The following is a 25481-nucleotide window of genomic DNA, read 5'->3' on the forward strand; positions in this document are numbered from 1 at the left end:
GCCGCTGGTGGCCGAGTACGGCCTGGGCCTGGGCTACGACCTCGGGGTGATCCGCAACGATCGCTACAACGGCGAGTACCACGGCCGTGCCAGCAGCCATTCGCTGGAGTTGTTCGCCCGTGGCCAGCACATGGCCGCCAGCGTGACCTTCGCCCACAGCCTGGAACGCCCCGACGTGCTGACCGACAAGGAACGCCCGGTGTATTTCCGCCTGGATTTCTTCATCTGACCGCCTGATTCACGAGACCTGACATGGACGTTCGCCTGTTTGCCTTCCTGGCCCGCCAACGCTCGGCCGAAATTCAGCCCCGTGAGCGCTTTTGCGGGCTGCCCAAGCGTGGCCTGGCCTTCCTGCTGGCCAACGCCATGTTCTGGCAGCCGCTGTGGGCGCAGGCAGCCGAAGGCGTGGTGGTCAGCGGACCAGGCACCAGCCTCGGCCAGGCGGGCAACGGCGTGCCGATCATCAACATCGCCGCGCCCAACGGCAGCGGGCTGTCGCACAACCAGTTCAGCGACTACAACGTCGGCCAGCAGGGGCTGATCCTCAACAACGCCACCGAGCGCACCCAGGCCACCCAGCTGGGCGGGATCATCGTCGGCAACCCGAACCTGCAAGGGGCGGCGGCCAATGTCATCCTCAACGAGGTCAACGGTGCCAACGCCAGTCAGCTGCGCGGCTATACCGAAGTGGCCGGGCATGCGGCCAAGGTCATCGTCGCCAACCCTCATGGCATCACCTGCGATGGCTGCGGTTTCATCAACACGCCGCAAGTGACCCTGAGCACCGGCAAGCCGGTGCTCGATGGCCGTGGCGCGCTCAGCGGCTACCAGGTCGATGGCGGCAATGTGGCCCTGGAGGGCGCGGGGCTCAACGCCGACAACGTCGAACGCTTCGACATCATCACCCGCTCGGCACGCTTGAACGCCCAGTTGCGGGCGCGTGAACTGAACGTCATCACTGGGCGCAACGACGTTGATGCCCAGACATTGGCCGCGACGCCGCGCGCCGGCAACGCGGCCGATGCGCCGGCCCTGGCCATCGACTCCAGTGCCTTGGGCGGCATGTACGCCGGGGCAATTCGCCTGGTGGGTACCGAGGCGGGCGTCGGTGTGCGCCTGGCAGGGGACGTGGCTGCCAGTGGCGGCGATATTCGTCTCGATGCCAACGGCCAGCTGAGTCTGGCACAGGCCAGCGCCAGCGGTGCGGTCAGGCTCCAGGCCGCCGGTGTCGATCTGCAAGGGCCGGTGCACGGCGCCAGTCAGATCGAGGTGCGCAGCAGTACCGACCTGACATCACGCCAGGCAGTTACCGCCGGTAACCAGATCAACCTGCAGACCACCGGCACCTTGACCAACCTCGGCGTGATCGAGGCCGGCGTGAGCGCCGATGGCAGCCGCAACGCCCAGGGGGACGTGAGCATTGCCAGCGGGCAACTGGTCAACAGCGGCAAGAGCATCGTCGCCAGCCGTGACCTGGACCTCGCGGTACAAGGGCAGTTGGACAACCGCAGCGGTACCCTCAGTGCCGGGCAGGACAGCCGGATCGCCAGCACCGCTCTGGACAATAGTGCCCAGAGCAGGGTGCTGGCGGGGCGCGACCAGACCGTGCAGGCGACACAGACCCTGGGCAACCAGAACGGCCTGATCAGCGCCGGGCAGGCCCAACGCGTCACCGCGCAGACCCTGGACAACCGCGGCGGCGAGCTGTCGGCGCAGCGCAACACGCTGGGCGCCAACCAGCTGGACAACCAAAGCGGCCGGCTGAGCGCCGGGCAGGCATTGGACATCACCGTCGCCGGACGCCTGGACAACCGCGCCGGCGCCCTGGCCGCCGGGCAGGACCTGCAACTGCAGGCGGCCAGCGTGGACAACCGCAATGCCGGGCGCATCGCCAGCGATGGCCAGGCCACGGCGCGCCTCGGCCAGCTCGACCAGCGTGGTGCAGGCCAGCTGCACGGCGCCAAGGCGCTGACCCTGGACATGGCCGACGGCCACCTGGACAACAGCGAGGGCGGCCTGCTCACCACCCCAGGCCAACTGACCCTGCAACGCCTGGGCACCGTCGACAACCACGGCGGCGAGATCTCCGCCGGCCAGGCCTATGCGCTGGTGGCGCGGCAACTGGACAACAGCGCCGGCAAGCTGCTCGGCGGCAACGACCTGCGGGTGCAGATTGCCGGGCAACTGGCCAACACCGCCGGCCTGATCGCTGGCCACCAGTTGACCCTGAGCGCCGCGACCCTGCTCAGCCAGGACGGCACCGTGCAGGCGCGCGGCGGCCTGCAACTGACAGTCGCCGGCCAGCTGGACAACAGCCGTGGCCGGTTGCTGGCCGAGCAGGCCTTCGTGCTACAGGCCGGCAGCCTGGTCAACCTGGAGGGGCAGATCGCCGGCAACGGCAGCCTGCTGCTGACCAGCACCGGGTTGGACAATCGCCAGGGGCGCATCAGTGCCGCCCAGGGCCTGACCCTGGACCTCTCCCGTGGCCACTGGAACAACGAAGGCGGCACGCTGCAGAGCCCGGGCGCCTTGCTGCTGCGCAACCTGGCCACGGTTGGCAACCGCCGGGGTGAGGTCTCCAGCCAGCAGGGCTTCAGCCTGACTGCCGACAGCCTCAACAACCAGGACGGCAAGCTGCTCTCCGAGCAGGTGCTTATCCTGCGTATCGCCCAGGCCCTGGACAACGCCCGTGGGCGCATTGCCGCGCAGGCGCTGGATGTTCATGCAAGCCGTCTGGACAACACTGCCGCAGAACTGGTCAGCAATGCCGGACTGACCGCGCGCATCGACGCCGAACTGCTCAATCGCGCAGGGCTGATCAGCGCCGGTGGCGCGCTCTCGCTCGGCGGCGCGGGCCTGGACAACCACACTGGCAAGCTCCTGGCTACAGGCGATATCGACCTCGAGCTGCAGGCGCTGGACAACCGGGCCGGGCAGATCAAGGGCGCCGGGCGCCTGGTGTTCACGGGCCAGCGCCTGGATAACGGCGATGCCGGCCTGCTCGAAAGCACAGGGGCCGTGACAATCACCAGCGAGGTGCTTGTCAACCGCCAGGCTGGTCAACTGCGCAGCGGTGACCTTCTGGTGTTGAAGGCAAAAGAGCTGGACAACAGCCAGGGCGGCCGGATCGCCAGCCACAAGGGGCTGCTGGCCGAACTGGGGCGCCTGGACCAGCAGGCGGGCGGGCAACTGGTCAGCGATGGCGACCTGACGCTCGACCTGTCGCTCGGCGCATTGGACAACCGCGGCGGCCTGATCCATACCCCTGGGCAGTTGGTGCTTCGGCAACTGGCCGGCGTCGACAACCGTGGCGGCGAGATATCCAGCGCCAGGGGATTCACCCTGGCCGCCCACAGCCTCGACAATGGCAACGGCACGCTGCACAGCGACCAGGCGCTGAAGGTGCTGGTGGAGCACGCCCTGGCCAACGCCCATGGCCTGGTCTCGGCGACCAGCCTGGAGCTGCGTGCCGCCAGCCTGGCCAACCATGGCGGGACCCTGGGTGCCGAGCAGGACCTGGCCCTGGACGTCGCCGGCGCCGTGGACAACGGCGAGGGCGAAGTATCCAGCGGTGGCCTGACCCAGGTGCGTGCCGCGTCCCTGGATAACCGAGGGGGTGAGATCCTCGGCGATGTGGCTACCCACGTGAACATCACCGGGGCCCTGGACAACCGTGCCGGGGTCCTCAGCACCGGCCAGGACCTGCGGGTCGAGGCCGGCAGCCTGGACAACAGCGGCCGTGGCAGCCTGACCAGCGATGGCGCGTTACGGGTCGGCACGGGCGCCTTGCTGAACAACGGCGAGGGTGGGCAGATCCGTGCCAAGGGGTTGATCGACCTGGCGTTCGGGCGCCTGGACAACCACACCGGCCTGGTCAGCGGCGCCGATCTGCTGACGTTGCGCGGCACCAGTGTCGATAACCAGCAGGGTACCCTGCATGCCGACCGCCAGCTGCAATCGACCGTCGACAGCCTCGACAACCGCAAGGGCCTGTTGCGTGGCAAGGAGGGCCTGGCGTTCGCCGGTCGCTACCTGGACAACCGCGAGGGCCTGCTCACCGCCGGTGCGTTGCTGCGCCTGGACGCGGCCGAGGTGGACAATGGCAAGGGCCGCATGGCCGGCCGCGGCGAGGTGAGCGCGGATATCCGCCAGTTGCGTCAGCAAGGCGGCGAATTCGTCGCCGAAGGGCGCCTGACCCTGCGCGGTGATGCGCTCGACAACAGCGGTGGGGGGCTGGTCTCCGGCAACGCGGGGCTCGACCTGCAGGTTGCCAGCAGCGACAACCGTGGCGGCCGGCTGGCCAGCCTGGCGCGGGTCGACATCGCGGGCGAACGGCTGGACAACAGCGAAGGCGGCAAGGTGCTGGCGGGCACGCACCTGGCGCTGGTGCTGGACCGCTTGATCAACCAGAGCAAGGGTTTGCTGTTCGGTCAGCAGGTCGAGTTGCGCATGGCACAGCTGGATAACCGGGGCGGGACTGTCGGCGCGGGCCAGCATCTGCAGCTTGGCCAGTCCGCCAGTGGCCAGGGTCCGAGTGCGGCGCTGCTCGACAACCGCACGGGGCGGCTGTACAGCGATGGCAGCCTGAACCTCGATGGCGCGTCCCTGCTCAACCAGCAAGGTACGCTTTCGGCCAAGGGCGACCTGCGCGCCACCGTCGCGCAGGGGCTGCACAACCAGGGCGGCCGCATCGAGACTGACGCCAGCCTGGTGCTGGCCAGTGCCAGCGTCGACAACGGCAACGGCGGTCGACTCACCGCTGAAGCCAACCTGAACCTCGACACCGGCACCCTGGACAATGGCCAGGCGGGTGTCGTACGCAGCGGCGAGCGTCTGCAGCTCACGGCTGGGCAGGTCGGCAACCAGGCCACCGGCAGCATTTCCGCGCGCACCTTCACAGCCAGTATCAGCGGCCTCGACCAGCAGGGCGGGGAGCTGTTCAGCCTGCAGGGGCTGGAGCTGAACCTGAACCACGGCCGATTGGACAACAGCGGCGGCCTGATTCGCGGGCCCGGCTCGCTGGTGCTGCGCAACCTCGGCGAGGTGGTCAACCAGCGTGGCGAGATTTCCAGCCTGCAGGCCTACACGTTGCTTGCCGACAGCCTGGACAACACCGACGGCAAACTGCTGGGCGGCGAGCGCCTGACCGTGCGCATCGCCCGCCAGCTCGACAACCTGCGCGGCCAGGTCAGTGCCCGAGGGCTTGAGCTCAGTGCCGCCGGCTTGAACAACCACGGCGGATTGCTGGGCAGTCTTGGCGGTTTGCAGCTTCAGGTCGGCGCAGCGTTGGATAACCAAGGTGGCACCGTGCAGGCCGATGGCGATCTCGGCCTGGGCGCCGCCACCGTGCTCAATGCCGAGGGCAAGCTGTCGGCCAAGGGTGACTTGCAGGCACGCCTGGGGGCGCTGGACAACCGGCAAGGCAAGGTCCAGGCCGAGGGGGCGCTGGCCTTGGACGCCGACCAGGTCGACAACCGCGCGGCGGGGCTGCTGGGGGCCACGGGTGCCCTGGTACTCAAGGCCGCCACCCTGGACAACCGCGGCGGCGAGATCAACGGCAAGGGCAGCGTCACGCTTATCGGGCAGCGCCTGGACAACAGCGCCGCGGGCCTGCTGCTGGCCAAGGGCCTGTTGACGCTCGAACAGCGGGTGACCCTCAACCAGAAAGGCCTGATCGGCGCCGGCAGTGTCCACCTGCGTGGCGCCAGCCTGGACAACCGCGGCGGCGAGTTGCGTGGTGACACCGGCCAGGACCTGGAGGTCGAGGGCGACCTGCTCAACGACCAGGGACGCATCACCAGCGAAGGTGGGCTGCGCCTGGTCGGCGCCCTGCTGGGTAACAACGCTGGCCTGCTGTCCAGCGCCGGCGACTTGTGGCTCGAAAGCCAGGGGGCGGTAGCCAACCGTGGCGGCCAGGTGATTGCCAACGGGCGTCTCGACCTGGCCGGCGCCAGCCTCGACAACCGGGCCGGCACGGTCAGTGCCAAGGATGCGCTGCGCATCACCACCGGCAATCTCGACAACCAGGAGGGCGGGCGCCTGACCAGTGGCGCCAGCCTGAATCTCGACGCGGCCCGAGTGGACAACAGCGGCGGCCGCATCACCAGCCAGCAGGCCCTGGTCGCCAACGTCACCAGCCTGCGTCAGCAGGGCGGCACCCTGTACAGCGCGCAGCGCATCGAACTGGACCTCGACCACGGCGAGCTGGATAACCAGCAGGGGTTGATCAACACGCCGGGTCAGTTACTGCTCAAACGCCTGGCGCGTGTCGACAACCGGGGCGGTGAAATCTCCAGCGCCAGCGCCTTCAGCCTGGCGGCGACCGAGTTGGACAACGGCAACGGCAAGCTGCTCGGCCAGCAGGGCCTGAGCCTGGTGGTGGAGCGCGCCTTGCTCAACCTCAAGGGGCAGATCGCCGCCGCAGGCGTGGCGCTCAAGGCGGCGAGCCTGGCCAATGCCGGCGGCCACATCAACAGCCGGGGGGACCTGCGCCTGGACGTCGCCGGCCTGCTCGGCAACCAGGCCGGCGGCCTGGTGAACGCCCGCCAGCTGCTCGAGCTGAACGCCGCCAACCTGGACAACGAGGGCGGCCAGGTGCTGACCGAGCAACGCCTGACACTGCAGGCCGGCCAGGTCGACAACAGCGCCAAGGGCCTGATCAGCAGCAAGGACAGCCTGGTGTTGACTACCGGCCAGTTGCGCAACGATGCCGGCGAGATTTCCGCCAAGGGCGCGCTACAGGTGCAGGCCACCCGCCTCAGCCAGCAAGGTGGGCGCCTGTTGAGCGAGGGCAGCCTGGCCTTGCTGTTCGAGGGCCTGGCCGGTGATCTCGACAACCGTGCGGGGCTGATTTATGGCAAAGGCCCGTTGACCCTGGCCAACCTGCGCGACCTCGACAATCGCCAGGGCGAAATTTCCAGCGCCCAGGGCTTCAGCCTGGGCGCGCGCACCCTCGACAACGGCGCCGGGCGGCTGATCAGTACCGGGCGCCTGACGCTGGACGCCGACCGGCTGCTCAACCAGGGCGGCCTGGTGTCCGGCAGCCAAGGCCTGGAGCTGACCGCCAGCAGCCTGGACAATCGCAACGGCGGCACGCTCTCCAGCCGGGAGGGCGACCTGACGATCACCCTCGGCGCAGCGCTGGACAACAGCCTGGGCGGCGCACTGGTCAGCCAGGGCATGCTCCGGGTCAAGGCGGCCAGCCTCGACAACCGTGGCGGGTTCCTGGCCAGCGCCGCGGCGCAGCACCTGGACCTTGGAAACGGCACCCTGGACAACCGCCAGGGCGGTCGGATCGACAGCGGGGCGGCGTTCAGCCTGCGCGCCGCCGGCCTGGACAACTCAGGTGGCACGTTGGTCGGGCTGGACACCCTGACCCTGGACCTCGCCGGCCAGCTGAGCAACGTCCAGGGCAAGCTGCTTAGCGGCGCGGGCTTGCAGGTGAGGGGCACCGCCGTGGTGCTCAACCAGGGAGGACAACTGGTCAGCCAGGCCGGCCTGCGCCTGGCAGGGGCCAGCCTCGACAATAGTGACAAGGGCACGCTGGCCGCCAATGGCAACGTCCAGCTGGACCTCTCGGGCGCCATGCTCAACGACCGTGACGGCCTGATCCACGCCGATGACGGCAGCCTCGTGGTGCACGCCGCACGTGTGAGCAACCAAGCCGGCGCCGCCCAGGCCAGGAGCGCCGTCACCCTCACCAGCCTCGGCGCGCTGGACAACCAGGGCGGCAAGCTGATCGCGCAGGGCGGCAACCTGCTGCTCGAGGCTGACAGCGTCGACAACCGTGGCGGAGTGCTCGCCAGCCTGCAAGGATTGCTCGATGCCAAGGTCGGTGGCCTGCTGGGCAATGCCCAGAACGGTATCATCCAGGCGCGCCAGCTCAAGCTGATCGCCCTCGGCGGGCTGGACAACAGCAGTGGCCGCCTGGCCGCCCAGGCCGGCGCCCTGGACGTACGCACCGCCAACCTGAACAACCGCGGTGGCGGCCTGTTTGCCCTGGGGCAACTGGGCATCGACGCCATCGACCTGGACAACGGCGGCAATGGCCAGATCGCCGGCCAGTCCGTGGAGTTCGGGTTGCGTGGCAGCCTCCTCAACACGGGCGGCATCATCGAGAGCGATAGCCGCCTGGGCCTGAGCGCAGCCGGCCTGAACAACCAGGGCGGCCAGCTGCGTACCCTGGGCAGTGCCGGCGGCACGCGCCTGCAGTTGACGGGGGCGCTGGACAACCGTGGCGGCGTGCTGGAAATCGCCAACCAGGACCTGAGCCTGCAGTCGGCGGGCTTCCTCAATGCCGGGGGGCGCCTGGTGCATGGTGGGGCCGGCACGTTCGATATCGGCCTGGCCAACCTCGGCGGGGCCGGCGGCGAAATCGTCACCCTTGGCGGCCTGACCCTGAACGCCGCGAGCTGGACCAACAGCAGCGTGATCCAGGCGGCGCGCCTGACGGTCAATGTCGGTGAGCTGGTGCAGACCGGCAGCGGTCAGTTGCTGGCAAGCGAAAGCCTGGTGGGCACGGGCACCAACTGGAGCAACGATGGCCTGATCGCCAGCAACGGCAGCCTGGCGCTGGCGTTGTCTGGCCGTTACGCCGCGGGCGGTCGCGCGACCAGCCTGGGGGCCCTGTCGCTGGATGCGGGCAGCATCGACCTGGCCAGCAGCGGCACGCTCGCCGGCGCCGGGAATGTGACCCTGGGCGGCGCGGGCAGCCTTGCGGCACTGGGCAACCTGGGCCGCGTCACGGCCGGGCAGATGCTGAAGATCAACGCCGGGCAGTTGCTCAACAGCGGCACGCTGGCAGGCTCGGGGGGCCTGCAGCTGACTGCCAGCGGCATCACCAACCAGGGCGGTGGGCTGATCTTCTCGGGCGCTGCCATGCAGGTGGCCACGGACAGCTTGAACAACACCCTGGCGGACCTGTACGGCATCGGCGACATCGCCATCGGCGGCCTGCTGCCGGGCAGCCGGGCGACGCTGATCCGCAACCTGTCGGGGCAGATGCAGAGCCTGGGCAACTTCAGCCTGAATGCGGCGCAGGTGGTCAACGAGCGCAACAACTTCAACGTGAACCGTGAGGTCATTTCCTCGGCGCTGGGGATTCGTTGCTACAGCTGCACGTCGCCAAGGCTGGGCATCACCAGGTCCGATCCTTCCCATTACGTCCTGGTCGAGCAAATTCGCACATCTGCGCCTACAGGTGCCGATGCCGTGGCGGCCAGCATTACCTCGGGGAAGGATCTGCATATCAGTGGCAGTCGGTTCACCAACAGCAACTCGCAGGTGGCGGCCAGCGGCAACATCAGCATCGTGGTCGATACCTTCGAGAACCAAGGTAGCGCAGTCGGGAACTTCACCAGCTTCAAGTACCTGGATGCGTCGGTCAATACGGTCGAAATGTATGCGTACAACCGGTACAACGATGCCCAGTACGCCTACGACTTCTGGTTCCTGAATGCCGATGGCCAGGCTTCGCGGCTGCTGCCTCACAGCTTCAGGTGCTGTGGGCCACCCCGCGAGCAGTCCAACTGGCTCAACTTCGGCTCGGTTGCCGTGCAGTCGTGGAGGGGCAGCGATTACTACAACAGGAACTACCGTGCCCCTTCGCTGTACGCTCAGGGTGTTCGTGCCGAAGCGCCCGCTGCGGTCAAGGGTGCCAACGTCTTTGGCGAAAAGATCATTGCTGGGGATGCCCAGACCTACCTGCCGGCAATCATCCAGGCCGGTGGCAATGTCTCGATCACAGCCGCCACGCGGTTGAGCAACGGAGTCGAGCAAGCCTGGAACGCGCCGGGCGCCAACGCCGGGCGCACGCTGGACACGCGCACGGCCGCCACCTTCACCCGCACGGTGGTGGCGCCGAACCGGCAATTGCCGCCTGACCTGGCCCAGCGCCAGGTCAACCCGCTGGATCTGCCCGGCTTCAGCCTGCCCACCAGCGGCAATGGCCTGTTCCGCCTGAGCAGCCAGGCCGCCAGCCAGGCCAGCGTGTCGGTGGCTAATCCGGCCCCCGCCAGCTGGACGCTGGGCGGCGCCAGCATCGACCTGCAACAGCGCCAGCAACCGCTGCCGCAGATGCAGGGGCGCGCTGTCGATATCGCGGCGCTGGCGCCGAGTAGTGCCAGCGAGCGTCAACTGGGCGAGCGCCAGCGCCAGGGCATCGACCTGGATACGCGGATCGACACCGTCAGGGTCGAGGCGATCGCGGCGGGGCAGGGGCCGCAGGCGCTGCCAGGCCGCAGCGAACTGGGCGCAGGCCACCAGGCCACCCCTGTACAAGTGGAGGCGCCGCGCCTGGCCAGCGGATCGGGCGGTGGCGCCACGATCACGCAACCGGCTCCGGTACTGCCGACGGTCGCGGCCGTCAGCCCGAGCGTGGCCGCCGGCGTTTCCAGCCGGGCCAGCGCGATCAACCCGCTGAGCATCCCCCGTGTGCAGGGCGTACCCGCCGCCACGACCGGCGCCCAGCCGCACAAGTACCTGATCGAAACCGACCCGGTGCTGACCAACCTCAAGCAGTTCATGAGTTCGGATTACCTGCTCGGCAACCTCGGCTACGACCCGGACAAGAGCTGGAAACGCCTGGGCGACGGTTTCTACGAGCAGCGCCTGATCCAGCAGGCGGTCACGGCCCGCACCGGCAAGCGCTACATCGACGGGCAGACCTCCGACGAGGCGCTGTATCGCCACCTGATGGACAACGCGCTGGCCAGCAAGCAGCAATTGAGCCTGTCCGTCGGGGTCAGCCTGACGGCGGCGCAGGTGGCGGCACTGACCCAGGACATCGTCTGGCTCGAAGAGCACCAGGTGATGGGTGAGAAAGTGCTGGTGCCGGTGTTGTACCTGGCCAACGCCAATGACCGGCTGGGACCCAACGGCGCCCTGATCGAAGGCCGGGACGTGACCCTGATCGCCGGCACCGACCTGATCAACCCCGGTACCGTGCGTGCCAGCAACAACCTGTCGGCCAGCGCGGGCGAGAACCTGGTCAACACCGGGCTGATCGAAGCCGGTGGGCGGGTCGACCTGCTGGCGGGCAACACCCTGTACAACGGTGCTGGCGGCATCATCAAAGGGCGTGACGTCAACCTCTCCACCTTGCTGGGCGACGTGGTCAACGAGCGCACCCAGTCGCAGGCGCAGGGCCGCTACACCACCTGGGCGACCCTGGACAGCGCCGCGCGCATCGAGGCGAGCAACGACCTGTCGATGTCCACCGGCCGCGACATGGTCAACGTCGGCGGTGTGCTGCAGGCCGGCCGCGACCTGGAGATCCGCACGGGCCGTGACCTGCTGATCGGCTCGGCCGAGCAGAGCACCCAGTACCGCAACGGGCGCCAGAGCAGCGAGAGCATCACCCAGTTCGGCTCGCAGGTTACCGCGGGCCGCGACCTGGGCATGTTCGCCGGCCACGACTTCACCGCCGTCGGCAGCGAACTGGAGGCCAAGCGCAACATCACCGTCGATGCCCTCAACGACCTGACCCTGGCCTCCGCGGCCAACGAGGAGCACTTCTACGCCAAGAGCAAAAAAGTCACGCGCCAGGAGGACCATGTCCGCCAGGTGACGACCGACCTCAAGGCCGGCGGCGATGTCTCGCTCACGGCAGGCGAGGACCTCAAGCTTATCTCCAGCCGCGTCAGCGCGGGCGACGAGGCCTTCCTCTACGCCGGTGACCAGCTCGAACTGCTGGCCGAGACCGACAGCGATTACTCGCTGTACCAGAAAAAGAGCAAAGGCAGCTTCGGCAGCAAGAAGACCAGGCGCGATGAAGTCACCGACGTGCGTCATGTCGGCAGCGAGATCACCAGTGGTGGCGACCTGACCCTCGTCAGTGATGGCGACCAACGCTACCAGGTGGCCAAGCTCACCAGCGGCGCCGACCTGACCCTGGAAAGCGGGGGTGACATCACCTTCGAAGGGGTCAAGGACCTGCATCAGGAGAGTCACGAGAAGAGCAAGTCAGACGCTGGCTGGTTCAGCATGAAGGGCAAGGGGCGCACCGACGAAACCTTGCGTCAGAGCGAACTGGTGGCCACGGGCGACGTCGCGATCTCTGCCGTGGGCAGCATTCGTGCCGATGTACGTCAGGTCAATCAGCAGACGGTGCGCGAGTCCATTGATGCAATGGTCAACGCCGATCCCAAGCTGGCTTGGCTGAAGGAGCTGGAGGCGCAAGGCGGCGTCGATTGGCGCCAGGTCCAGGAGGTGCACACAAGCTTCAAATACGCCAACTCTGGCCTTGGTCCGGCAGCGCAGATGGTGATCGCCATCCTGATGACGGTGATGCTCGGACCTGCGGGTGCGGGCTTGTCCGGTATGCAGTTGGCCGGTGCTGCGAGCCTGGCCACTACCGGTGCGGTCGGCACGATCAACAACAAGGGAGACCTTGGCGCAGGCCTGAAGGCTGTCGCCAGCAAGGACGGCCTGACCAACGCCGCGATCGCCACGATCACGGCGGGCATAGCCGATCATTACCTTGGCGACATGACCATGACCAAGCAGGTCAATGGCAAGACGGTTGTCGACCTCGGCTCGATGGAGGCCATTGGTCACTTTGCCGGACAGCAACTGATCAACAACACATCGGCCGCCTTGGTCGCCAAGGCCTTCGGACGCGATGTCACGCTCGCGGGCATACTCCAGTCGACGATCTACAACTCCTTGGCGGCGGTGTCCTTCGATCAGGTTGGCAACCTCAACCTCAAGACCGGCAGCCCGGAGAAGATCGCCCTGCATGCCCTGGTCGGCGGCTTTATCGCCGAAGCGTCGGGCAGCGACTTCGCCGTCGGAGCCATGGCAGCGGGGGTAAACGAAGCGTTCGCCAATCAGTTGCGACGCATGGCGACGGCGATGAATCCGAAGCAGCGCGACTACCTGATGCTGATGTCTTCGCAGTTGCTGGGCGTGGTGGCGGCGGCAGCGGTTGATGGCGGCAATGCCGGCAGTCTTCAGGCCGGCAGTTGGGTGGCAGGCAATGCCACGCAATACAACAACCTCAGCCACAACGACATGCCGGACTTCGTGGACGACATGAACATCTGTGGTCTCGACGAGGGGTGCCAGAAAAAGCTGTGGGTCGCCAACGAGCACAAGCTCAAGAGCGAGGAGAACTTCGAGTGGGCCAAGGAAACCGGAGGCGTGGTCCGCGCCCGGGACCTGATGGGGCAGATCGCCTCCGGCTTGGCGGACCTGGAGAAACTCAACTGCCTGACGCCGACCTGTACTGAGTTCAAGGAGCTGTTGACCGAACGCGCGGTACTGAGCCTCGAAAAACTGGCGGATGTCTCCGGGCAATGGGCGCCGATGCTCAACATGATTGCCATGTTGCCTATCGGGCAACGCATCAATGGACTGCGTCCGCCAGGTGTTTCGGGGGGCGTGCTGGATTCTCCGAGGGTTCAGGCGGCGATCGAGCGCATGGTTCAAACCAAGGCTGGTCGTGTCGGAGGGGGGGAGATAAAGCCTGCAACCGGGACAGCTGCTTTGCCGGCAGGCTATCGTGAGGGGGCGTCAGCAGGTGCGGGCTTTGCTCATACAGCGGGATTACCAGAAGGATATCGGCGCGTCATCAACACCAAGACAGGCAATGTCGAGGTCCTGGCTACTGATGGCAAGCTGTACCTTGAAACTGAAGCTGGTTTGAAGCCGAAGGCCGGAGGAAATCTTGCAGGTTTGGTTGACGCTGAGAAGCGGATTGAAGGTACCGCAGGAGCTGGAACCGTTCCGAATCTTACTGAGCGAGGTACACTGGTTAACCTGCGCCCCAAGGATGTTGCTATCGCACAGCGACCGGTAAGGACACTTGTACAAGATGAGTCTGGTCGTTACTGGCTGCAGACTGAAAGCGGAAAACGGTTAACACCATCAGGTGCATACGATTTTGTGACTATGCCAGATGGAAGCGTCCGTGTTACCAGGCCAAATGCGAATCAGGACTTCTCAACCCATCTTGGTTTGAGTGGCGGAGGAGAGGTAAGGTATGCAGGTTCTATACGTTTTGGTAATAATGATGGGCCAGTTCGAGGGACAATAACCCAATGGACTAACAATTCTGGCCATTATCAGCCTCCTGCTACGTTGAGTGGGAACTCGGGTTTGCCGCAGGATTTGTTTAAGCCAAGGTAGGTGGTATTATGAATGAACAGCATAAGCAGCTGTGTCAACACCTTGCAGCACTGAGCTCAGAGCAGGCTGCTGAATGGCTAATGAGGACCTATCCGTTAGAATCCATGGAATACGGTGAGGCGCTGTTGTTGATTCCTCACCGCTCTTGGAAACGATCCGATCAAAGGCGATTGGCTAGCTACTATTTTAAGAGGATACCGTTTTCCAGTGCGAGAGGGTACGAGGTGTTTTCCTCGTTTATGTCAGTAAAGACATTTATTGAGTGTGTCAGGGACAACCTTCCAGCAAGCACTTCTGATAGGAAGTTGCTGCTCTACTATCTGACTCCTGTTCTGGATAAGGCCGCAAAAAATGAATCTGACCGACTGTTGGTAAGAGGCTTTTTGAGTGAGGTTGGCTATTGCGACTAAAAAATGAACTCAGATAAGCAAGCACCGTTTGTGTTCTTCGATAGTCATAGGGCCTACGATACAGTCGAAGCTTTCTATGTGCGTATAGAACCCGGAATAGCGTTGTCAGCCGAATTGCTGAGGGCGCTTTATTATGGACTTTGGTTTCCTGGATATTTTGGGTTTAACTGGAATGCGTTGTATGATTGTTTGACAGATCTTGAGTGGATTCCCTGTCGAAAAGTGATCATCGCTCATGAGGGGGTGCCTGCTTTACCGGAAAGTGAGTTGAGGGTCTATTTAGAAGTTTTGCGAGATGCAACTCTTAATTGGGGGGAGGGGCGCGAACATAAGCTTGAAATTTTGTTCAGGGAAGTCGATAGGGGCATGATAGAGCGATTCTTGAATTCCGGTGTTTGAGTCGCAACGGAGAAAAGGAGAAGGGGCAGGTTTGTTTGCTCTATTCTAATGTATGCTGTTGCATGATCAAGACGGCTGCGAAGTCTGGTGCTAAGAAAGTGCTGATGTAGTCGAGCGTTGGAAGCGGATGTGTCAAAAATGAGTGCAAGAAATAAAGCTGTCCTCTTTTTGGCCCGTCTTTCACCTCTTTGAGTTAAGGTGTTTATGAAGCTCCCCATGCTCTCTCACTTGCTGGGCTGTTACTTTCATCAGGACTGGCCAGAAGAATATTTCGACAGCGCTGAAGCGTTGCGCAATATGCTTGTGGGTGAACCAAGGGAAATGCATATAGCCGGCGTGCGAGAGATTGATGAGGTGCTGGGCTTCAATTTCTCTGAGGAAGCGCTTGAACATCTCGTGGTACAGGAGATAGGTTGCTTCTTTGCGCCAGATTCAGAGGGTCTGGATTATTCTGGTTGGTTGCACATGGTACGGGAGGTGCTGGCTGATGGGCACCCACAGTGCTGAGGACGGGAAGTTGGGGCGCAGCACGCCCGCTTTCACAGCGGTAATCCTGCCTTGCGAAACGGTGATGGATTAAGTCTGTCGAACCCCTTTGTTTATGGTGATGAAGATGGATGAGGCAATATTGCCTTATATGGCCCTGATCAAGGGGTGTTTGGACGGAGAATATTCGATTGAGAAATTCTCCGAATTATATTTTGAGCGTTTCAAACGCGAGCAGTCCCCTCTTTTAGAGGAGGCCTATGGCGTGCTGGATAAGCTGTTCGGCGATCTTGATGCTTTTACGAAGAGTGAGCGTTTGCTTCAGAGCGATCCAGATTACTATCTTGGCGCAGAGCAAGTTCGCGATTGCATCTGGTGTGCATATGAAGCACTGAAGGGTTGTTGATGTTCATCTCGCCGGAGGACGAAGGGGCAAGGACAGGGCCAGGTTAACACTGGAAATTGCTGCGATGGACTATGTGCGTCACCTGACCTTGGTCAGGGTGATGGACGAAGACCCGCGGATGGTCTGGGCGGCGCATTACCTCAGTGCCTTGGCCAAGGCGCTGATGGATGATGCGGAGTTGGGGATGGCGCATTAGTCCCAGGCTTTGCACATTCTCCTACAGGGCTTGGCGTGACAGATGGGCCGGTGGCACCTGGTCTACCAGCCAGACACCGTTGTCGGCTTGATAGAACACCGTTCCTGCTGCGCACATGGCCTGGGTATCGACCGTGAGCAGCACCGCCTGACCATATCGCTTGCCCACCGCCAGCGCGGTCTGCGGGTCCTCGCTCAGGTGCACATGGTGGCGGCTGCCGGGGATCAGGCCCTGGGCTTCGATGGACGCCAGGAAGCGGCTGGCGGTGCCGTGGTAGAGCAGGGCGGGTGGCGTCTTGGCGACGTGGCGCACTTCGACCTGGGCGCTGCTGTGGCCCTGGGCGGCGCGGATGCGGCGGCCATCGTCGGAGAGGGTGAAACGGCGCTTGTCATTGGTCTCGACCACTTCGCGCAGGGCGTGCAGGTCGAAGGCATGGCCTTGCCGGCCGGCGCCGTGGATCAGCGCGTCGACATCGGCCCAACCGTCGCGGTTCAGGGACAGGTCGATGGATTCGGGGGCATGGCGCAGTACGTAGCTGAGGAATTTGCTGAGGGCGTCGCGTTGTTTCTGGTTCACTGGAAAGGTCCTTTTCCATGGCTTCTGGTCGTTTGGGTCGGTACATTCTCCGGGTTCGGGGTTGAGTTCTCAAGCGTGCAGATGGCCTGTGGGAGCGAACGCCCACAGGCACGTCGCTGATGCTAGTGTCCTGTCTCGGGAATACGTTCTCTTTTGGCGAGTGGCTTGGGTGTCCGGCCAAGGCGCCGCGACGAGTCATAGCAGGGCTATGGCGAGGAGTGGCAACGCCGGCCGGGCATCCAAGTCGCCGCCAAAAGTGAACAGCTTATTTCCGAGACAGGACACTAGCCCTGACGCAAGGCGTCGAGCAGCGTCTTCATCTGGTCGCGGCCTTGGGTATCCAGCCCGAACACCCGCCGCCGTGGCTCGCCGACCGGCAGCCCGGCCATCTCCAGGCCCGCCTTGATGATCGCCCTCGCCAATAAATGCGCATACAAACACTCAAACCAACACGCTTGAGCCAAAGCTGAAGTCCTTGACTTGCGCCTGTCCCCCACGCTAGCTTCCCACCCCATGAACCTATTCCCGCAGCGTCGCGCCCTCAGCATTATTACCGCCATTATCAGCTTGGCGGGCTAGCGCACACATGCACTGAACCCGCCCTGGAGGCGGGTTTCTTCTCTCTGACTCCTGGGCACTACAAAAAAACCAGGAGTCATCGATGACCAGCCTCAGCGCCACCCTGCGTACCCCGGCAACGCCCCAGCAACTGCTGTCCGAACAAGTGCGCCGGATTCTCTCGGCCCCGGTGTACGACCTGGCCATCGAAACCCCCTTGCAAGTGGCGCCGGCCCTGTCGGCCAGCCTGGGCAACCAGGTCCTGCTCAAGCGCGAAGACCTGCAACCGACGTTCTCCTTCAAGATCCGCGGCGCCTACACCCGGCTGTCGCGCCTGACTCCCGCCCAGCGCGAACGCGGCGTCATCACCGCGTCGGCCGGCAACCACGCCCAGGGCGTGGCCCTGGCCGGCTCGCACCTGGGCATCAAGACCACCATCGTCATGCCCACCACCACACCCTCGCTCAAGGTCGAAGGCGTGCGTTCACGGGGTGGCCATGTGGTGCTGCACGGCGAAAGCTTCCCCCACGCCCTGGCCCATGCCCTGCAACTGGCCGATCGCGACGGCGCGACCTTCGTGCCGCCGTTCGACGACCCCGACGTCATCGCCGGGCAGGGCACCGTGGCCATGGAGATCCTGCGCCAGCACCCCGGCCCGCTGCATGCGATCTTCGTCCCGGTCGGCGGCGGCGGCCTGATCGCCGGCATCGCCGCCTACGTCAAGTACCTGCGCCCCGAGGTCAAGGTGATCGGCGTCGAGCCGGAGGACTCCAACTGTCTGCAGGCCGCCATGGCCGCCGGCGAGCGGGTGATCCTGCCGCAGGTCGGCACCTTCGCCGACGGCGTGGCGGTGGCGCAGATCGGCGCGCACTGCTTCGAGCTTTGCCGCCACTTCGTCGACGAGGTGGTGACGGTCAGCAGTGACGAGCTGTGCGCGGCGATCAAGGACATCTACGATGACACCCGCTCGATCACCGAGCCCTCCGGCGCCCTGGCCGTGGCCGGCATCAAACGCTACGTGGCCCGCGAGGGCCTGCAGGGCCAGGCCCTGGTGGCCATCGACTCCGGTGCCAACGTCAACTTCGACCGCCTGCGCCATGTGGCCGAGCGCGCCGAGCTGGGCGAGCAGCGCGAGGCGATCATCGCCGTGACCATCCCCGAGCGCCCCGGCAGCTTCCGCGCCTTCTGCCTGGCCCTGGGCAAGCGCCAGATCACCGAGTTCAACTACCGCTACTACCCGGGCAAGGAGGCGCGCCTGTTCGTCGGCGTGCAGACCCACCCCCAGCACGACCCACGGGAGCAACTGCTAACCAGCCTGCACGAGCAGGGCTACCAGGTGCTCGACCTGACCGACAACGAACTGGCCAAGCTGCACGTGCGCCACACCGTCGGCGGCCACGCGGCGCCGGGCGCCAGCGAGCGGGTACTGCGCTTCGAGTTCCCCGAGCGTCCGGGGGCGCTGCTGGGCTTCCTCGAGCGCCTGGGCAAGCGCTGGAACATCAGCCTGTTCCACTACCGCAACCACGGCGCGGCACAGGCGCGGGTGTTCGCCGGGCTGGAGGTGCCGGACGACGAACTGGCCGGGCTGCCACAGGCGCTGGACGAGATGGGCTATCAGTACTGGGACGAGACGGAGAATCCGGCGTACCGGCTGTTCATGGGGTAAACATGCCGCCACTGGCGGTGCCGGCGCTCTACAGCTCCCAGCGCTGCACATACCAGCGTGGGAGCGGGCTTGCCCCGCGATGGCGTCGGCACTGCCAGCCAACCTCCCCAGGTTGGCTTACGCTATGACGCCACTGGCGTTGCGGGCGCTCTACAGCTCCCAGTGCTGCACATACCAGCGTGGGAGCGGGCTTGCCCCGCGATGGCGTCGGTGCTGCCAGCCAACCTCCCCAGGTCGGCTTACGCTATGACGCCACTGGCGTTGCGGGCGCTCTACAGCTCCCAGTGCTGCACATACCAGCGTGGGAGCGGGCTTGCCCCGCGATGGCGTCGGCGCTGCCAGCCAACCTTTTCAGGTTGGCTTACGCTCTGGCATTACCCGGCCTACAGGAAGACAAAACGCTGCAGCCACACGCCAGCTGCGCAGGTTCGAACACCAAGGGGATGTCGTTGAACAGCACGGTGTTGTCAGCGCTGGATACCAGCGCGAACTCACCACCGTGCAGCGGGCAGGCTGCGCGATCGCCAAGCACACACTGCGGCACACCATCGATCAGTACACCGCGGCCCTCGAGCATCCGACCGCCACCACTGTGACGGTCACCCTTGCGAATCGCGCCGTGTCGGGCCATGCCTCAAGACTCCTCGGTTGTGTGCATGACGGCTTGGTAAAGTCCTTCCGGCATGGCTTGTGGATCGTATTTGCAGACTGCAGCCATAAAACGCTCCAGCAACTCGTCTTTTTCCAGCCGGGTGCCTGGCGGGCAGGTGAGCTTCGCGTACGGGGTTGTCAACAGTGGGTGATCAATGAAGGGATTGGTCAGGCCCAGTGATCGTCGCAGATTGAGGATGGCGAGGATTTCGGCGGGGTAGACGGCCTCGAAGGGAGAGCCGAATTCGAAGTTACCTGAATCAAGTTCCCGGGAGTTGAGGGCGATGCGCTCGACATGGGTGTCGCAGGCTGCCATCAGGATGGGTAGCAGTTTCTCTGGATCGGGCTCGCGCCAGTGGGCGACTAGTTGACCCCAGGCCGGGTCACGGGGCAGGGCATGCTTGTCGAGGTCCAGTGGTTTGCCCAGCCAGTCGCCAATGATTGCTAGACCGAAGGCGGCGTAACGTAGCGTGGTTCCTAGAGGTAGGTTATGCCCGTCCTCAATTCCATACCCACCGTTAATGCCGGCGAATACTGCCCGGTGGAATGGCTCAATAATCGCAAATTGTCCCGTCGCAAGGGCACAAAACATAATATGTGTTACGTTGTCCAGATCGTCGATCCCTGTCGAATTAGAATCCAACAGGGTTCGAATAATCATGCTGTCAGCTATCAGTATTTTACGTATTCCGGCTGCTAGTTTATTAGTTTGTTCGAGATGTGACTGATCTGGTGCGGATTGTAGGCTGGCACCTATCTCATTCTTTCCAAGTAGGAATATTTCGTCGCAGGCAACCACCAAGCGCTCGTTCTTGTTTGTATAATATTCTATGGTGTCCAAATCGGCGATAAGACCACCACCTGCCCAGATCTTGATATTGGCTAGGCTTTTCGCGAGGCGTGTGCTGGGTGACTTTCTCATAGAGGATGTTCTCCGAGTGGCTGACCAGTGCTCCGTGGACGTATGGGATGATTGCTGGGGTCAACCTAATGACGGTTTCTGTAGTGCTGCTTCGTAGAGCCCCTCTGGCATGGCCTCCGGGTTGTACTTGCAGACAGCGATCAGAAAGCGTTCCAGCAACTCATCCCTATCAAGTCGGGTGCCCGGCGGGCAGGTGAGCGCCGCATAGGGGGTTGTCATTAATGGGTGATCGATGAAGGGATTGGCCAGCTTCAGTGAACGCCGCAGGTTCAGGATGGCGAGAATCTCTGCAGGGTAGACGGCCTCGAAGGGAGAGCCGAATTCGAAGTTACCTGAATCAAGTTCGCGGGAGTTGAGGGCGATGCGCTCGACATGGGTGTCGCAGGCTGCCATCAGAGTAGGCAGCAGTTTCTCTGGATCGGGCTCGCGCCAATGGGCAACCAGTTGGCCCCAAGCCGGGTCACGGGGCAGTGCGTGTTTGTTGAGGTCCAACGGTTTGCCGAGCCAGTTGCCAATGATCGTTAGCCCGAAGGCAGCGTAGCGCAGAGTGGTTCCTAGAGGTAAGTTATGTCCGTCGTCAACTCCGTAGCCATTATCGATAGCGGAGAGTATCGCTCGATACATTGGTTCGATAGTGTTGAACTGCCCTGTGGATAAGGCACAGAGCATCACATGAGTGACTCCATCCAGATCCTGTGTGGATTTTTTCGAGGTTCCTTTAAGGCTAGAAATTCTTATGGAGTTTGCTACTAGCATTTTCATGGTTGCTGATCCTAGACTTAAAGCCGCATTGCGAGGCGCTGCTGTCAAAGCCAGGTGCATACTCTTGCCTACCGCATTCATGCCTGTTCTAAAAAGTTCGTTGCAGACTGTTGGGAAATTATTTCCCGTCTCGCAATAAGATTTTAGAATGTGTTCTCTGACTATCAGGTCGTCGGAAGCCCAGTCGGTGATATTTGCTTTGCTGGTATTTAAGCGATTTTTCTGTTTGGTTTTCATTCTTAGTTCCAGGTATTTAGTTGGATGCCATTGTTATTTTTGGTTAACCTACTTAGGTTGCCATTTGTGTCGAAGAAAACCTGTGCGTGGATGTAAGTTATTTGTTCTGCTCCATAGCTATCCATCACGGCTCCGAGTTTTTTGGAGAAGTTAGAATCCATTGCCCGAAGCTTGGCCTCATTCCATCCTTGTTTTTTGTTTTCAATGAGATGCTGAATTCTTTTGAGGTTCTGTACTCCACCGTTTGTCTGGGTTTTCAGAAACCCAGGCGTCTTGGTTTTCCCCAACGTCGTCTTCACCTCGATCACCAACAGCGTCCCCTCGGCAAACTGCAACTCTTCCAACGGCGCCACCCCCTTGATCCCATCGATGTGATGCCGCATCTGCTGGTTCGTCGGGTTGCGCACGCTCATCGATGGCGGTGGCGGCACGTAGACCAGCATGTCGATGCCCTGGTCGCTCTTGTTCTTCAAACCGAACTGGCTGGCTCGCGAGGGATGGGTGCTCATGCCGAGGATGTTCTCCGGCTTGACCTTCCAGTGGCTGACCAGCGCCGCGGCCAGTGCCTCTTCGCCTGCATCGGCCACCACCCGGGTCAGGCCGCCGCCCATACGCACCGGCCCGACGGCATGGCTGATCAGCGCCACCAGGCGGTCGCGCATCGTCGTGGCCATGTAGGCGTAGTCGGCACGCCCGCCGACCACCTCCAGCGCTATCCGGCTGGCGTTGCGGTCGATGGCGTGCAGCTCGCTGGCGTGCACCGCCAGCCCGCCGTCGCGGGCCGGGCGGTCGATGCGGGTCTCGAGCACGCTGACCTCGCCGGCCTCACGCCGGCCCAGGCGGCGTACCTGCTCCTCGGTCAGCGCGGCGTTGTCCAGGCGTACCGTGGTGACGCTGCCGGGCCGCAGCTTGTGCATCAACCAGCGCGCGCCGCCCAGGGCGTTGGGCAGCAGCAGGGCCAGGTTGATGGCCATGAACACCTGCTTGCCCCGGGCCTCGGCGGTGGTGGGGTTGGCCAGGCTGGCCAGCTCGGTGAAGAACGCCTCGCCGATGCTCAGGCCTTCGCCGGTGATCATGCGGCTGCTGCCGTCGACCATGGCGTCGGCGGCCAGGGCGCCCTCCAGGGCGAGGAAGGCGTAGCGCCCAGCGCTGACGCCGCCGCGAATGCCGCGCACCACCGGTACCGTGGCCAGCAGGCCGAGGGCGAGCTCGGCGGCGCCCTTGACGCCCTCCCAGGTGCGCGACCTGGCCTTGGCCTCGGCGAAGTGGGTGGCCAGTTGCGTGCAGGCCTGGTCGACGGGGTAGAAACCGCTGGGCGAATGCCAGGTGTAGGGCGCGCTGATGTGCCGTTCGCCCTGGTCGTCCAGGTACTCCTCGCGAGGGGCTTCGGACCAGCGGGCGTGGGTGAAGGTGGCGAAGTAGATGCTGTGGTCGGCGAAGAAGAAATTGCTGTGCAGTTCGAAGCCCATGCCCTGGTGGGTGCGCACGCCCATGTGGTCGAGCACGGGCGGCGCCAGGTCGTCCAGGCGCATCTGCTCGTCGATGCAGACCAGCTGCAGTTTTTCGCGGGCGGCGAAGGCATGGAACTCGGCAAGCCAGGCGTCGCCGTAGGTGCTGCCGGCCTGCTCCAGGACCTGATGCAGAAAGGTGTCGCGGTGGTTGCGGGCCGTGTCGCGGATCCATGGGTTGTCGCGGAACCAGGCGGGGCCGACGCCCTGGCGTGGAATGCCCAGCAGGAAGTCGCAGCCCTCGTCGCCCTCGAGGGAGAACATCGCGCCGGGGAGGGTGCAGGGAATGCACAGCTCGACGGGTTTGGGCAGGTTGCCGTCGAGGATGTCCTGGTAGATCTTGTCCTGGGATGAAATAGCTGATTCAGGCATGGGGCACGACCTCCACCAGCGTGCGTTGATAAGTCGTCAGTAGCCCGGCCAGCGTGGCGCGTTTTTCCCTGGAGGATGCTTGCTGGTCCAGTGCCGCCATCCACTCGGTGAACGCCGCGCTGAGGAAGAAGGCGCGGCCGAACACGATCGCCAGCAAGATGTGCTGCACTATTTGGCTACGTTGCAGTGCGGGCTGTTGTGCCAATGCATCGGAGAGCTTCGGGATGCGCCAGCCGTAATGACGGTAGGCGAGCACTTCCTGGCCATTGAGCTCGCGATGGACCAAGGGCGGCAGGCCATAGCGCTCACAGGCATCCGTTTCGTAGGTGCGGTAGATCTTCTCGTGCGTCTCCAGCGCCAGGCCTCGGCGGGTCATGAGCCGGGCCAGCGTGTCCCAGAGCCGATCCATCTCCCAGGTGTCGTCATGCCAGCCCAGCAGGTCGAGGAGGACGGCAAGCATGCCGGGCAGCACAGCCTGCTGGCGCTTGCCCTGGGCAATCGCCTGCGCGGTCAGCAGGTGCAGCCGTTGGTCATGGTGCAGCCCATCAACCTCAAGCAGCGAGCACAGTGGCTGGCAGCTGGGGTCGTTCCACCAGGCGAGCCCCAGGAGCACGTGGATCAAGGTCTGCGTGGCGTACTCCGTGGCGTCGGGGGAGTCACTGCTCCAGGTGATGCTGCCCGCCTGGTCGATCAGGTGGGGAAGACGCTCCTGGGTGATGGGTAGATGCGCCAGCGCATCGAAGTGCTCTTTCAGGTAACGGACAAGCTGGCGATTGGCGTTTTGCCGGGAGGCCGTGGTCAGGGCGTCGAGGTCGAGGGTGGGCAGTTTCACCGGGCGACCTCCATGGACGGTGCCAGCCAGGCCAGGCAGCCGTCCTGTTCGCAGTCTTGCGCGGTTTGTTCGAACAAGGGTTGAACGCCTTGTGCCAGGCCGGTCTGGGGGACATGGAAATACAGCTGGCGTATGCGGCCATGGGCGAAAAGGTCTGTCAGGGCCTGCGGTTGTTGCGCCAATGAGGCCACATACAGGTGCAGCGAAGCGGGATCGCCAAGGCGCAGGAAGTAACGCTGTCGACCCTGTTGCACTTTGCCGAAACGCCGCAAGTGCGATGCCAGTTCCGCGAGCGGCAGAGTGCTCTGGACCACGGAGCAGGCGAACGTCGTCTGTCGGCTTGCGAGCCAGGTATCGAGGTCAGTGCCGGGTGACAGCTGCAGGAGCAGTGGCGCATGGTTTTCCAGGCCTGGGCGCAGGTGCAGGTGCCACAGGTATTGGTAATGCGCGCCATGGAACTCCAGCCGCCCCGGCAGGCCAGGCACGGCGCAGGCCTCCGCCAGCAGGTACAGAGGCTGGTCGGCGCTGACTGGCGCACCGGCCTCGCTCAGTTGCCGATGCAGGCTCATGCGTCGTCCTCCCCGGCAAAGGGGCATTCCTCGATCAGCGGCGTCCCTTCGCGGATTGCCGCTTCGATGGCTTCGACCTGGGCCTGGACCGGGGGATGGTAGGTGACGTTGCCCTTGAAGCGGATGTTGGGGGCTTCGAGGGTGATGCCGTCGGCGTCCAGGATGATCTTGCCGGCGGGGCCGCGGATATGGATTCGCTCGGTGCCCTGCAGCATGTACGACGGTGTCAGCAGGCGCTGGGCCGTGCGGGCCTCGAGGGTCTGGGTGCCCTCGATGATCAGTGTCTGGTCACGCCCGATGCTCAGGTGGTGGTCGCTGCCGATCGTCTCGTTGCAGGTGTTGCCGATGGTGTGCACCAGGTTGCGGTCGATGTCGGTGAAGCAGTCCTGGCGCACATGGTCGCGGCGGTCGCGACCGGTGCTGAGTGTCGCGTCGCGGGCAATGCAGGTGCTGCTGTCTCGGCCGGTGGAGAGGGTGCGATCGTTGCCCACGGTGTGGCTTTCATCGTGATTGATCTTGGCGTTGAGGTCTCGCTGCGCATGGATGAACACCTCTTCCTGCCCCAGTTCATCCTCGAAGCGCAGCTCGTTGAAACCTTGCCCCTTGTGGGTCTTGCTCTTGATGGTCATGCGCGTGCGGTGCTTGGGCAGTTCGTAGGGCGGCCGCTGGTTGCCGCAGTAGGTGCGCCCGGTGATCATCGGTTGGTCGGGATCGGCGTTGACGTACTGGATGACCACGTCCTGGCCGATCCGTGGGATGGCCATGGCGCCCCAGCCGCCGCCGGCCCAGCCCTGGGACACCCGG

General features: G+C 64.1%; 15 protein-coding genes and 1 pseudogene. 7 read left to right on the plus strand and 9 right to left on the minus strand.

Annotated features, from left to right (window positions below):
* The 6 genes and pseudogenes from POF53_RS23895 to POF53_RS23920 all read left to right on the plus strand — a co-directional run.
* Nucleotides 1-229, plus strand: a pseudogene (locus POF53_RS23895) (hypothetical protein); the annotation flags it as partial.
* 23 nt (nucleotides 230-252) lie between these two features.
* Nucleotides 253-14127 (plus strand): two-partner secretion domain-containing protein, encoded by a 13875-nt coding sequence (locus tag POF53_RS23900; protein ID WP_498969718.1) that lies wholly within the window; start codon nucleotides 253-255, stop codon nucleotides 14125-14127.
* 413 nt (nucleotides 14128-14540) lie between these two features.
* Nucleotides 14541-14936 carry a barstar family protein gene (locus tag POF53_RS23905; protein ID WP_232857751.1) on the plus strand — a complete coding sequence of 132 codons (396 nt, stop codon included), beginning with the start codon at nucleotides 14541-14543 and terminating at the stop codon, nucleotides 14934-14936.
* A gap of 204 nt (nucleotides 14937-15140) precedes the next feature.
* Nucleotides 15141-15443 (plus strand): contact-dependent growth inhibition system immunity protein, encoded by a 303-nt coding sequence (locus POF53_RS23910; protein WP_232857750.1) that lies wholly within the window; start codon nucleotides 15141-15143, stop codon nucleotides 15441-15443.
* A gap of 106 nt (nucleotides 15444-15549) precedes the next feature.
* Nucleotides 15550-15828: a colicin immunity domain-containing protein gene (locus POF53_RS23915; RefSeq protein ID WP_232857749.1), complete on the plus strand. Its 279-nt coding sequence runs from the start codon at nucleotides 15550-15552 to the stop codon at nucleotides 15826-15828.
* A 64-nt stretch (nucleotides 15829-15892) separates the two neighbouring features.
* Complete coding sequence (locus POF53_RS23920; RefSeq protein WP_498969721.1) at nucleotides 15893-16024, plus strand: DUF3077 domain-containing protein; 132 nt, start codon at nucleotides 15893-15895, stop codon at nucleotides 16022-16024.
* Between the two features lie 21 nt (nucleotides 16025-16045).
* On the opposite strand, the gene POF53_RS23925 is transcribed toward POF53_RS23920, so the two are convergent.
* Together POF53_RS23925 and POF53_RS23930 are read right to left on the minus strand one after the other, a co-directional pair.
* Complete coding sequence (locus tag POF53_RS23925; RefSeq protein WP_498969723.1) at nucleotides 16046-16600, minus strand: RNA 2'-phosphotransferase; 555 nt, start codon at nucleotides 16598-16600, stop codon at nucleotides 16046-16048.
* Between the two features lie 284 nt (nucleotides 16601-16884).
* Nucleotides 16885-17022, minus strand: coding sequence for a hypothetical protein (locus POF53_RS23930; protein ID WP_498969725.1), 138 nt, complete (start codon nucleotides 17020-17022; stop codon nucleotides 16885-16887).
* Nucleotides 17023-17261: 239 nt separating this feature from the next.
* Between POF53_RS23930 and ilvA the strand changes: the two genes are divergently transcribed.
* Nucleotides 17262-18824, plus strand: coding sequence for a threonine ammonia-lyase, biosynthetic (gene ilvA, locus POF53_RS23935; protein ID WP_498969727.1), 1563 nt, complete (start codon nucleotides 17262-17264; stop codon nucleotides 18822-18824).
* Nucleotides 18825-19185: 361 nt separating this feature from the next.
* Here ilvA and POF53_RS23940 read toward each other — a convergent pair whose 3' ends face one another.
* The 7 genes from POF53_RS23940 to POF53_RS23970 all read right to left on the minus strand — a co-directional run.
* Nucleotides 19186-19455 (minus strand): PAAR domain-containing protein, encoded by a 270-nt coding sequence (locus POF53_RS23940; RefSeq protein ID WP_475858683.1) that lies wholly within the window; start codon nucleotides 19453-19455, stop codon nucleotides 19186-19188.
* Nucleotides 19456-19458: 3 nt separating this feature from the next.
* A complete protein-coding gene (locus POF53_RS23945) occupies nucleotides 19459-20397 on the minus strand; it encodes a hypothetical protein (RefSeq protein ID WP_475858682.1) in 939 nt (312 codons plus the stop codon).
* A 60-nt stretch (nucleotides 20398-20457) separates the two neighbouring features.
* The gene (locus tag POF53_RS23950) at nucleotides 20458-21396 is read right to left on the minus strand and encodes a hypothetical protein (RefSeq protein ID WP_498969729.1); all 939 of its coding nucleotides are present in this window, start codon (nucleotides 21394-21396) and stop codon (nucleotides 20458-20460) included.
* Between the two features lie 2 nt (nucleotides 21397-21398).
* Nucleotides 21399-23276 (minus strand): hypothetical protein, encoded by a 1878-nt coding sequence (locus tag POF53_RS23955; RefSeq protein WP_498969731.1) that lies wholly within the window; start codon nucleotides 23274-23276, stop codon nucleotides 21399-21401.
* On the minus strand, nucleotides 23269-24108 hold the full coding sequence (locus POF53_RS23960; RefSeq protein ID WP_498969733.1) for a hypothetical protein: 840 nt from the start codon (nucleotides 24106-24108) through the stop codon (nucleotides 23269-23271). The genes POF53_RS23955 and POF53_RS23960 overlap by 8 nt, the downstream gene beginning before the upstream one ends.
* Complete coding sequence (locus POF53_RS23965) at nucleotides 24105-24677, minus strand: DUF4123 domain-containing protein (RefSeq protein WP_203646294.1); 573 nt, start codon at nucleotides 24675-24677, stop codon at nucleotides 24105-24107. Before POF53_RS23965 ends, POF53_RS23960 begins: the two co-directional genes overlap by 4 nt.
* Nucleotides 24674-25481: bacteriophage T4 gp5 trimerization domain-containing protein (locus POF53_RS23970; RefSeq protein ID WP_498969736.1), on the minus strand; the 808-nt coding region annotated here is incomplete at its 5' end. The genes POF53_RS23970 and POF53_RS23965, both read right to left, overlap by 4 nt.

It is taken from the genome of Mitsuaria sp. RG (assembly GCF_028369275.1).
Classification (GTDB): Bacteria; Pseudomonadota; Gammaproteobacteria; order Pseudomonadales; family Pseudomonadaceae; genus Aquipseudomonas; species Aquipseudomonas peradeniyensis.

Bases quoted from the DNA above. Each gene is read 5' to 3' on its own strand.
- POF53_RS23900 (WP_498969718.1), top strand. From the start codon at position 253: ATGGACGTTCGCCTGTTTGCCTTCCTGGCCCGCCAACGCTCGGCCGAA.
- POF53_RS23905 (WP_232857751.1), top strand. From the start codon at position 14,541: ATGAACTCAGATAAGCAAGCACCGTTTGTGTTCTTCGATAGTCATAGG.
- POF53_RS23910 (WP_232857750.1), top strand. From the start codon at position 15,141: ATGAAGCTCCCCATGCTCTCTCACTTGCTGGGCTGTTACTTTCATCAG.
- POF53_RS23915 (WP_232857749.1), top strand. From the start codon at position 15,550: ATGGATGAGGCAATATTGCCTTATATGGCCCTGATCAAGGGGTGTTTG.
- POF53_RS23920 (WP_498969721.1), top strand. From the start codon at position 15,893: ATGGACTATGTGCGTCACCTGACCTTGGTCAGGGTGATGGACGAAGAC.
- ilvA (WP_498969727.1), top strand. From the start codon at position 17,262: ATGACCAGCCTCAGCGCCACCCTGCGTACCCCGGCAACGCCCCAGCAA.
- POF53_RS23940 (WP_475858683.1), bottom strand. From the start codon at position 19,455: ATGGCCCGACACGGCGCGATTCGCAAGGGTGACCGTCACAGTGGTGGC.
- POF53_RS23945 (WP_475858682.1), bottom strand. From the start codon at position 20,397: ATGAGAAAGTCACCCAGCACACGCCTCGCGAAAAGCCTAGCCAATATC.
- POF53_RS23950 (WP_498969729.1), bottom strand. From the start codon at position 21,396: ATGAAAACCAAACAGAAAAATCGCTTAAATACCAGCAAAGCAAATATC.
- POF53_RS23955 (WP_498969731.1), bottom strand. From the start codon at position 23,276: ATGCCTGAATCAGCTATTTCATCCCAGGACAAGATCTACCAGGACATC.
- POF53_RS23965 (WP_203646294.1), bottom strand. From the start codon at position 24,677: ATGAGCCTGCATCGGCAACTGAGCGAGGCCGGTGCGCCAGTCAGCGCC.